General features: G+C 62.8%; 11 protein-coding genes and 2 pseudogenes. 8 read left to right on the forward strand and 5 right to left on the reverse strand.

The annotated features are described in order from the left end of the window. The 3 genes and pseudogenes from HKL97_RS09205 to HKL97_RS09215 form a co-directional block, all read right to left on the reverse strand. A pseudogene (locus HKL97_RS09205) lies at nt 1-237 on the reverse strand (hypothetical protein); the annotation flags it as partial. A gap of 27 nt (nt 238-264) precedes the next feature. Then, nucleotides 265-1,074 (reverse strand): polyprenyl diphosphate synthase, encoded by an 810-nt coding sequence (gene uppS / locus HKL97_RS09210; protein WP_291424619.1) that lies wholly within the window; start codon nt 1,072-1,074, stop codon nt 265-267. A gap of 267 nt (nt 1,075-1,341) precedes the next feature. Then, nucleotides 1,342-2,235, reverse strand: coding sequence for a LysR family transcriptional regulator (locus HKL97_RS09215; protein WP_291424621.1), 894 nt, complete (start codon nt 2,233-2,235; stop codon nt 1,342-1,344). A gap of 133 nt (nt 2,236-2,368) precedes the next feature. On the opposite strand from HKL97_RS09215, the gene HKL97_RS09220 reads away from it, so the two are divergent. Both HKL97_RS09220 and HKL97_RS09225 read left to right on the forward strand, forming a co-directional pair. Further along, nucleotides 2,369-3,358 carry an aldo/keto reductase gene (locus HKL97_RS09220; RefSeq protein WP_291424623.1) on the forward strand — a complete coding sequence of 330 codons (990 nt, stop codon included), beginning with the start codon at nt 2,369-2,371 and terminating at the stop codon, nt 3,356-3,358. A gap of 23 nt (nt 3,359-3,381) precedes the next feature. Further along, complete coding sequence (locus HKL97_RS09225) at nt 3,382-4,371, forward strand: aldo/keto reductase (protein ID WP_291424625.1); 990 nt, start codon at nt 3,382-3,384, stop codon at nt 4,369-4,371. Between the two features lie 371 nt (nt 4,372-4,742). Here the strand turns inward: HKL97_RS09225 and HKL97_RS09230 are convergent. Together HKL97_RS09230 and HKL97_RS09235 are read right to left on the reverse strand one after the other, a co-directional pair. After that, nucleotides 4,743-4,859, reverse strand: a pseudogene (locus HKL97_RS09230) (transposase); the annotation flags it as partial. A 44-nt stretch (nt 4,860-4,903) separates the two neighbouring features. After that, nucleotides 4,904-5,053, reverse strand: coding sequence for a hypothetical protein (locus tag HKL97_RS09235; RefSeq protein WP_291424627.1), 150 nt, complete (start codon nt 5,051-5,053; stop codon nt 4,904-4,906). Between HKL97_RS09235 and HKL97_RS09240 the strand changes: the two genes are divergently transcribed. The 6 genes from HKL97_RS09240 to HKL97_RS09265 form a co-directional block, all read left to right on the forward strand. Next, on the forward strand, nt 5,052-5,261 hold the full coding sequence (locus HKL97_RS09240) for a hypothetical protein (protein WP_291424629.1): 210 nt from the start codon (nt 5,052-5,054) through the stop codon (nt 5,259-5,261). The genes HKL97_RS09235 and HKL97_RS09240 overlap by 2 nt on opposite strands. Before the next feature lie 132 nt (nt 5,262-5,393). Then, entirely contained in the window at nt 5,394-5,816 is a 423-nt protein-coding gene (locus HKL97_RS09245; protein WP_291424630.1) for a thioredoxin family protein, read from the forward strand. Nucleotides 5,817-5,825: 9 nt separating this feature from the next. After that, complete coding sequence (locus HKL97_RS09250; RefSeq protein ID WP_291424633.1) at nt 5,826-6,545, forward strand: cytochrome c biogenesis CcdA family protein; 720 nt, start codon at nt 5,826-5,828, stop codon at nt 6,543-6,545. After that, nucleotides 6,545-7,222, forward strand: a complete 678-nt coding sequence (locus HKL97_RS09255; RefSeq protein ID WP_291424635.1) for a DUF6969 family protein — start codon at nt 6,545-6,547, stop codon at nt 7,220-7,222. The genes HKL97_RS09250 and HKL97_RS09255 overlap by 1 nt, the downstream gene beginning before the upstream one ends. A gap of 49 nt (nt 7,223-7,271) precedes the next feature. After that, nucleotides 7,272-7,844, forward strand: coding sequence for a sigma-70 family RNA polymerase sigma factor (locus tag HKL97_RS09260; RefSeq protein ID WP_291424637.1), 573 nt, complete (start codon nt 7,272-7,274; stop codon nt 7,842-7,844). After that, a partial coding sequence (locus HKL97_RS09265) for an NrsF family protein (protein WP_291424639.1) occupies nt 7,834-8,403 on the forward strand: 570 nt, incomplete at its 3' end. The genes HKL97_RS09260 and HKL97_RS09265, both read left to right, overlap by 11 nt.

The following is an 8,403-nucleotide window of genomic DNA, read 5'->3' on the forward strand; positions in this document are numbered from 1 at the left end:
CAGATATGAGAAGCCGTCTCCGGTAACGGCCCCAGCTGCGGTGGCACCAATCAACGGCCACATGGCCAGCGCCCCGCCCGGCACCAGCGCGCCAAGCCCGACGATGACCGCTGTACCCGGCACCAGCGCCCCGATCACCGGAAACGCTTCCGCCCCGGCGAGCAAAAAAGCCAGGCCATAGGCCAGCAGGCTATGCGCGGTGGCAAACGCGATAATGGCGGCGGCAAAGGCTTGCATCAGGCCGCCAGGCTATACTACCCGCGCTCAGACGCCAAACCGCCGCTCGCGCCGCTGATAAGAGCGGATGGCGCGCAGATAATCGATCCGCCGCATCACGGGCCAGTTCACGTCGCAGAAATACAGCTCGCTATGCACGCTCTGCCAGAGCATGAACCCTGAAAGGCGGACCTCACCGCTGGTGCGGATGATCAGGTCCGGGTCAGGCATGTCAGCCAGATACAGATGCCGCCGGATCACCGCCGGGCTGACTTGCGCGGCCGCTTCAGCCGTTGAAAGCCCGTGTACGGCGCAATCAGCCAGGAAGGCCCGCACCGCGTCGGCGATCTCCTCCCGCCCGCCATAGCCAATGGCCAGTGTGACGGTTATTCGATCATTGCCTCGCGTGGCGGCCTCAGCGGCATCTATTGCCTCCAGCAGCCCGGGGGGCAGCAGGTCGCGCCGGCCCATGGCGGCGACATGCACGCCCCGGCGGTGGATATGCGGATCCGCCGCAAGGGCGCGCATCTTGGTCTCGACCGCGCCGAAAATCCCGCCGATCTCCGTCTCCGGCCGGCGCAGATTATCGGGTGAAAACACCCAGAGCGTGACCATGCGTATGCCGAGTCCGACGCTCCAGGCCAGAATATCGTCGAGCTTGGCCGCACCGAGCCGGTAGATCGCGCCGGGATCCTGCATGCCGCTCTCGCGCGCATGGCGGCGGTTGCCGTCGAGAATAATGCCGACATGGCCGGGCATCGGCAGCGCTCGTACCTGCCGCGCCAGCTGACGCTCATAAAGGCCATAAACCAGCTGCCAGACCGGCCCGGTGATTAACCGCACCCAACGCCGCAACACGGCAAACCCGCCCGGCCGCGGCTTAAAGGCGGATTGACCCGCCGGCTCGACCGTATTTGATAGTGACGTTTCTTTCATGTACCCGTTCTGCAGAGGTTGTTGTAACAAGGACTGTAAGCAAACCTGCCGCGCTTTGCCCTTATGCCCCCTGAGCCGATTTCGATCCACCCGTTTTCAGTGGATACCCTCCGTTCGGCCGGTGTCTTGAGCCGGACTCGCAATTCACGATTCACTTGATTCACTCGATCTTCGTGACAGCCCTCTCCATCACGGTCTATAGCGCAGCGCGTTAATGAGCAGCGTGAAGGCTGCCGGTAGTTGCCGGCGGTCAGGATAATAGAGGTGATAGCCGGGAAAATATGGGCACCAATCCTCCAGAACCCGCACAAGCCGCCCGCTCGCCAGATGCGCCGTGACCTGACCCTCAAGAACATAGGCCAGCGCCAACCCGTCTTGCGCGGCCTGCAGCATCATCTCCACATCGTTGACGATCAGCGGTCCATCGACCCGGACGTTGACCGCCCTGTCCTCCTTCTCAAACTCCCAGGCATATAGCCCGCCCGCGCTCGGCAGGCGGAGATTGATGCAGCGGTGGCGGGTCAACTCATGCGGCGTGGCGGGGCGGCCAAAGCGCTCCAGATAGGCAGGGGCACCGACCACCGCCATGCGCATATCCGGCCCGATCCGCACCGCGATCATATCCTTCGCCACCTGCTCGCCCAGCCGCACGCCAGCGTCGAACCGCTCGGCGACAATGTCGATGAGATGCCCATCCAGCGACAACTCCACGCTGATATCGGGATAATCCTGCATCATCCGCTTGAGCACGGGCCAAAGCACCGTTTGCGCGGCATGTTTGCTGGTGGTGATGCGCAACGCGCCGGAGGGTTTTTCCGCCAGGGCGGTGAGTGCGTTCAGCCGCGCGTCGATGTCATCGAAAGCCGGGCGCAAGGTCGAGGCCAATTGCTCCCCCGCCGCCGTGAGGGCAACGGCGCGGGTGGTGCGCGTGAGCAGCTTCACTCCCATCGCCGCTTCCAGCCGCCGCACAATCTGGCTGATGGCCGATTGCGAGGTGCCCAGCGCCGCTGCCGCACGGGTGAAGCTACGCTCCTCTGCCACGCTCAGAAACACGGCCAGATCTCCCAACGTGTCGCGTCTCATTGATAAGCTCCAGGTATCGCTTCATGATCAATTTAGCATCTAATCGTCATGATTAGCAGAGGCTATACACCATCTTGATTATGAGAGCCTGCCCGGCTCGATGCATCTTACCCCATCCCTTGAGGTCTTGATTATGAAAACCCGCCACCTTGGTTCGCTTGCCGTCTCGGAAATCGGCTTCGGCACCATGAGCTTTGCCTCCACCTACGGTCCATCGCCCGAAAAAGCCGAGGCCATTCGCGTCATCCGCGGCGCCTATGAGCGTGGTGTCACGTTCTTCGACACCGCCGAGGTCTATGGTCCATGGACCAACGAGATCCTGCTGGGCGAGGCGCTGGCGCCAATGCGCGATGAGGTGGTCGTTGCCACCAAATTCGGCTTTAATGTCGACCCCGCAACCGGCGTCCGCGGGGCAGGGGTCAACAGCCGGCCGGAGCATATCCGCCAGGTGGTTGATGCCAGCTTAGCCCGGCTGAATTTCGAGACGATCGACCTGCTCTACCAGCACCGCGTGGACCCTAACGTACCCATCGAGGACGTGGCCGGGACGGTGAAAGAGCTGATCCAGGCCGGCAAGGTGAAGCATTTCGGCCTGTCCGAGGCCGCCGCCAGCACCATTGCCCGCGCCCATGCCGTGCAACCCGTCACCGCCGTCCAGAGCGAATATTCGCTCTGGACCCGCGAGCCCGAGCCCGAGGTGCTACCGTTATGCGAAGAACTTGGCATCGGCTTCGTCCCCTGGGCGCCTCTGGGGGCGGGGTTTCTCACCGGCACCATCAATGCCCGCACCGATTTCGCGCCCACCGATTTCCGCGCCATTTCCCCACGTTTTACTGAGAAGGCGCGCGACGCGAACCAGACCGTGGTGGATCTACTGCGCCGGATCGCGGCGGAGAAAAGCGCCACCCCGGCGCAGATCGCGCTGGCCTGGCTGCTCGCGCGCAAGCCGTTCATCGTGCCCATTTTCGGTACCCGCCGGCTGGAGCGGGTTGAGGAGAATCTCGGTGGCGCGACCGTTACTCTTTCAAACGCCGACATGGCCGGGATCGAAACCGCCATCAAGGCCATCGAGATTACGGGCGCGCGCCTACCAGAAGCGGTGCTGGCGCTTTCATATCGATAATACAGACATAGCAAGGAATTATTATGAACAAACGTGAACTGGGCCAAAGCGGCCTGACCGTCTCAGCCATTGGCTATGGCTGCATGGGGCTGAACTTTGGCTACGGCACGGCGCTACCGCGCCAAGACGCCGTGGCGCTGATCCGCGCCGCTTATGAGCGTGGCGTCACCTTCTTCGACACAGCCGAGGTTTACGGCCCCTACACCAATGAGGAATTGGTAGGCGAGGCGCTCGAAGCCGTGCGTGACGAGGTGGTGATCGCCACCAAATTCGGCTTCAACATCGTGGACGGCAAAATGGCCGGGCTGAACTCCCGCCCCGCGCAAATCCGCGCCGTGTGCGAAGCCTCGCTCAAGCGCCTGCGCACCGACCGCATCGATCTGTTCTACCAGCATCGCGTGGACCCGGATGTGCCCATCGAGGATGTGGCGGGGGCGGTAAAGGCGCTGACCGATGAAGGCAAGGTAGTGCATTTCGGTCTCTCTGAACCAGGCGCGCAGACCGTGCGCCGCGCTCATGCCGTACAGAAGGTCAGCGCGTTGCAGAACGAATATTCGCTCTGGACACGCGGGCCCGAGACCAATGGCATTCTGGCGGTCTGCGAAGAGCTGGGCATTGGGTTCGTTCCCTACAGCCCGCTGGGCAAGGGGTTTCTTACCGGGGCCATGAGCAAGGACACAAAGCTGATCGAGAATGATTTCCGCCGTATCCTGCCGCGCTTCACGCCCGAAGCCATGACGGCCAACATGGCGCTGGTGGCATTGCTAAAAACCATCGCCGCACGGCACAACGCCACGCCGGCCCAGGTGGCGCTGGCCTGGCTGCTGGCGCAAAAGCCGTGGATCGCGCCCATTCCCGGCACCACCAAGCTGCACCGGCTGGAGGAAAATCTCGACGCGGCAAATCTGCTTCTTACACCCGCCGATCTGGCAGAGATCGAAGCCGCATCGGGCAAAATCCAGATCGAGGGTGAGCGCTATCCAGCACATCTCATGGCAACGGTCGGGCGCTGAGCGCGGCAGGAACCATTGCGGCACAGGAGAACGATGGTGAAATCAGGTTTCGCCATCGTTCTCTCTCATTCACACAAGCAAACTCCAGAACGGCCCGGCCGCTTTTCGTATTGGACGAGCAATTCTCAGAGGGAATCAACAACCCGTTTTCATTTCGCTTGACCGTTGGGAGTTTAACCCGCACACGCAGTCCCGGCGCATGATCCAAAAGCGTTACGCTGCCTCCATGAAACACCGCAATTACCCGCACCAGCGGCAGAGCGAGCCCATGTCCTGGCGTGTTCTGGCTACGATCGAGAAGCGTGCCCTGGTAATCTTTGTGGCAGTATTTAGCTGCATTAGCCACGTGTTTTCATTTGCGGCGCTCCCCCTCAAGCCGTGAGTTTTACGAGGTTATGGGCGGTGCAGATCGTTGCCCATTCTGCTTTGACCTTATCGATACCGCGGAGGAGGAACGGCCGGAAGCCTCTGGCCTGCTTGTCTCTTCCGTCCGCTATGAGATGCAGCGGGCTTCAGGGGCAGGACATTAGACTTACGCTTCGTAGAGCCAAAAGGTTACCTGCCAACCACGCCGCACATAAATTTTTATGCCGCCTGTAACCTTTCCCTTTTTTGTGGCGAACTCGGAATGCGAGGCGCTGGAATTGTCCCGCGCTAAGTTTGCCAAAAGGAAAATATCCATGAAGTTCACCCCCTCCATGCTCATGCTCGGCGCGGCTGTCTCCCTGGGCGGCTTGACGGCCGCGGTCATCCCCACCCATGCGCGCGCGGCCTGCACCGCGCAGACCAGCACTTCCTGTGCGGGTAAAACCGGCGCCTGCGCGGGTAAAACCGGTGCCTGCGCCGGCAAAGCCGCGCCCTGCGCCGCCGCCAAGTGCAAGGCAAACTAAGCCGGGCTTACCCCCTCCGTTCAGAGAGACGCCCGCCATGCCACGAAATGATCGGTGAATCATGCGTGCCAGCCTGGCGGGCATCACACCGCGGCGGCATCAACGGCCGTTTCTGCAAGGAATCTTAGAACCATGAACAGAAGATTTCGTAATTTCATCTCATCCCTTGCCCTGCCGGGCATGGTTCTGTCTGGCTTTTTGCTCATGGGTGCACCAGAGGCCATGGCTGCCACGACCACCCCCTACACCCAGGCCGCGTTCGCAACCGCGATGGCCAACCATACGCCGGTGGTGATCCATATCGAGGCAAGCTGGTGTCCGACCTGCGCACGGCAGAAGCTGGTTTTGAAAGGGCTGGAAAACGACCCGCGTTATGCCGCGCTGGAGATTCTCGATGTCGATTTCGATGCACAAAAGCCCGTGGTACAGCAATTCGGCGCAACAATGCAAAGCACGTTGATTGCTTTTCATGACGGCAAGGAGGCGTTGCGCGCGGTCGGCATCACCAGCAAATCAGACATCGAGACGCTGCTCAACGCTGCGGTTCAGGACTGAGTAGACATCATGCTCACCGCGGTTTTTTTTGCGTTGGTTGCCGGGCTGCTCTCCACACTCTCGCCTTGTGTGGTGCCGGTGCTGCCTTTGGTCTTGGGCGGCGCATTATCCGAACACCGCGCCGGCCCCCTGGCGCTGGCGGGCGGTGTCGCCCTGTCTTTCACGGCCATCGGCTTGTTTGTTGCCACCATCGGGTTCTCCCTGGGGCTGAACCTTGGCGCCTTCCGGCTGCTGGCGGCGGCAATGTTGCTGGCGTTGGGGCTGCTCCTGCTGCTGCCCGGCGCGCAGGCAAGGCTGGCGGTCGCGGCCGGGCCGTTTGGCAACTGGATGAACAGCCGGTTTGGCGGCGGCAAGGGCGTTGGCCTGCGCGGGCAATTTGGCATCGGCCTGTTGCTCGGCGCCATCTGGACGCCGTGTGCCGGGCCAACCCTGGGCGCTGCCAGCCTGCTGGCCTCGCAGGGCAAGGATTTAGGCCATGTGGCGCTGGTGATGCTGATGTTTGGCATCGGCACCGCATTGCCCCTGGTGGGGCTTGGCTTTTTATCACGCGCCACGTTGCTGGGCTTGCGCGGCCGGATGCTGGGTGCTGGCTCCGCCGGCAAAATGCTGCTCGGCGGCGCGATGGTGGCCGTCTCTCTGCTGATGATCACGGGGTTGGACCATCCGTTGGAAGCCTATCTGGTACAAGCCTCGCCCGGCTGGCTCAGCGCCGCCACGACACAATTCTGATGCGCGCGTCCCCAACCCTGCTGGAGCGTGCCGAGGCCGCTGCCGCGCTGGTGGCCGCCCTGGGCGAGATGGAATCCGCCGGGCGAAACATCGTCACCGCATTGGTGGATGGGCAGGATTTTGTCACCGAAACACATTACCCGGCTGATGACGCGCTCGACCCGCACACCCGCGCCCAATATTATTTCCACGCGCACCGGGGGGCAGCGGAGAGCGGCCATATCCATTGCTACCTGCGCGGCGAGGGCACATCCAACCTGACCCATGTGCTGGCGATCGCCCTCGACCATTTCGGCCGGCCGGCGCAATTCTTCACCACCAATCTCTGGGTTACGGCTGATAACTGGCTACCCGCGGAGGCGCTCATCCCCCAACTGCCCCGCCTGGCCTGGCGTGATGCCCCAGCCCCCGCGGCGGTGAACCAGGCGCTGACCGCGTTATGCGTTCTGTACCGGCGCGAGATCGCCGCCCTGCTGCGCCGGCGTGACAAACGCCTGGCCCGCCATGCGGCGGCATCGCAGGCGGACGCCCTGGCCGACGAGGCGCTGGAAATCCTCAGCCGCGCCCGCATCAATTTACCCGGCACCCTCGCCCGTTTGCGCCAAAGCCTGAACCTGCCGGAGACAGACGATGCCGCAGAACCTGCTTCTGGCGGACATCATTCCCCTGGGCGGTGATTGGCCCCGCCGGGCAGACGCTATACTCTGTCCACTCAAGGGAGCGACTATGGCGGAGGAAAACCCAGACTGGCGGATCTGGCTCGCGGCGGCGCAGCTTGGCGATGCGCGCGCCTATGCCCGCGTGCTGCAGGAGGCTCTGCCCTGGCTACGCCGCCGCGCCCGCGCGCGCTGGCCGCAAAGCAGCGCCGCTGACATCGAGGACATGGTGCAGGAAACACTGCTGGCGCTGCATCAGAGCCGGCATCTCTACGACCCCAGCCGCCCCGTGGTCCCGTTTCTGTTCGGGATATTGAAATTTCGCGGCGCCGAAATCCGCCGCCGCCGCCAGCGCCATGCCGGACGGGAGACAGCCATTGACGATGTGCCTGTAACCTCCACGGCCCTCGCGACGAACGACACACAGGATCGGGATGTTGATACGGCCTCGATGATGATGGCGCTCAAGGGCTTGGGCGAGCGTGACAGGCTCGTGTTGAACTTGCTGAAGGTCCGCCAACTTTCCCTGCGCGAAGCCGCCTTGGAGACCGGCATGAGCGTCGTTGCCCTTAAGGTTGCAACATTCCGGGCGATGCAGCGGCTGAAGAAAGCCATGAAGGAGAATATTACACATGAGGACTGAGGAGTTGATCGCCAGCCTCGCGCGTGATCTGCCGCCGGTGCGCCGCGCCGCGCCGCCTGCAACGCTGCTGCTGCGCTGGCTGCTCGTCACCGTGCTGGTGCTTGCAATGGTTGTCTATGCCATGGGTCTGCGGCCAGACCTTGCCGGACTGCTTACGCAACCGCGTTTCGTGTTGGCGGAGTTGCTGGCTCTGACCACAGCGCTTATCTCCGCTTATGCCGCATTCTGTGCCGGGCGGCCGGACGAACCTGGGTGGAAGCTATATTTGCCGGTTGCGGCCCTTGCTCTGTGGCTCCTCGAGCTTGGGCGGCAATGCTTTATTCTATCCCTGCAAACCCACGGCGCGGCGCTCATTCTGCGCCCGGATTTCTTGTGTGTCCCGGCCATTGCAATGGCCGGTTTTGTCCCCGCTGTGGCCATGGTCTGGCTTCTGCGCCGCAGCGCCATGTTTCGCACCACACACGCCTGCCTGTGCGGCGCCATGGCCGCCGCCGCCGCCGCCGAAGTGGCGCTGCCATTATTCCACGCGGCGGATACGATGATGACGGTTCTGGTCTGG

The sequence above is a fragment of the Acidocella sp. genome (genome assembly GCF_013044125.1).
Taxonomy (GTDB): domain Bacteria; phylum Pseudomonadota; class Alphaproteobacteria; order Acetobacterales; family Acetobacteraceae; genus Acidocella.

Bases quoted from the DNA above. Each gene is read 5' to 3' on its own strand.
- HKL97_RS09260 (WP_291424637.1), top strand. From the start codon at position 7,272: ATGGCGGAGGAAAACCCAGACTGGCGGATCTGGCTCGCGGCGGCGCAG.
- HKL97_RS09250 (WP_291424633.1), top strand. From the start codon at position 5,826: ATGCTCACCGCGGTTTTTTTTGCGTTGGTTGCCGGGCTGCTCTCCACA.
- HKL97_RS09220 (WP_291424623.1), top strand. From the start codon at position 2,369: ATGAAAACCCGCCACCTTGGTTCGCTTGCCGTCTCGGAAATCGGCTTC.
- HKL97_RS09255 (WP_291424635.1), top strand. From the start codon at position 6,545: ATGCGCGCGTCCCCAACCCTGCTGGAGCGTGCCGAGGCCGCTGCCGCG.
- HKL97_RS09235 (WP_291424627.1), bottom strand. From the start codon at position 5,053: ATGGATATTTTCCTTTTGGCAAACTTAGCGCGGGACAATTCCAGCGCC.
- HKL97_RS09225 (WP_291424625.1), top strand. From the start codon at position 3,382: ATGAACAAACGTGAACTGGGCCAAAGCGGCCTGACCGTCTCAGCCATT.
- HKL97_RS09245 (WP_291424630.1), top strand. From the start codon at position 5,394: ATGAACAGAAGATTTCGTAATTTCATCTCATCCCTTGCCCTGCCGGGC.
- HKL97_RS09215 (WP_291424621.1), bottom strand. From the start codon at position 2,235: ATGAGACGCGACACGTTGGGAGATCTGGCCGTGTTTCTGAGCGTGGCA.
- HKL97_RS09240 (WP_291424629.1), top strand. From the start codon at position 5,052: ATGAAGTTCACCCCCTCCATGCTCATGCTCGGCGCGGCTGTCTCCCTG.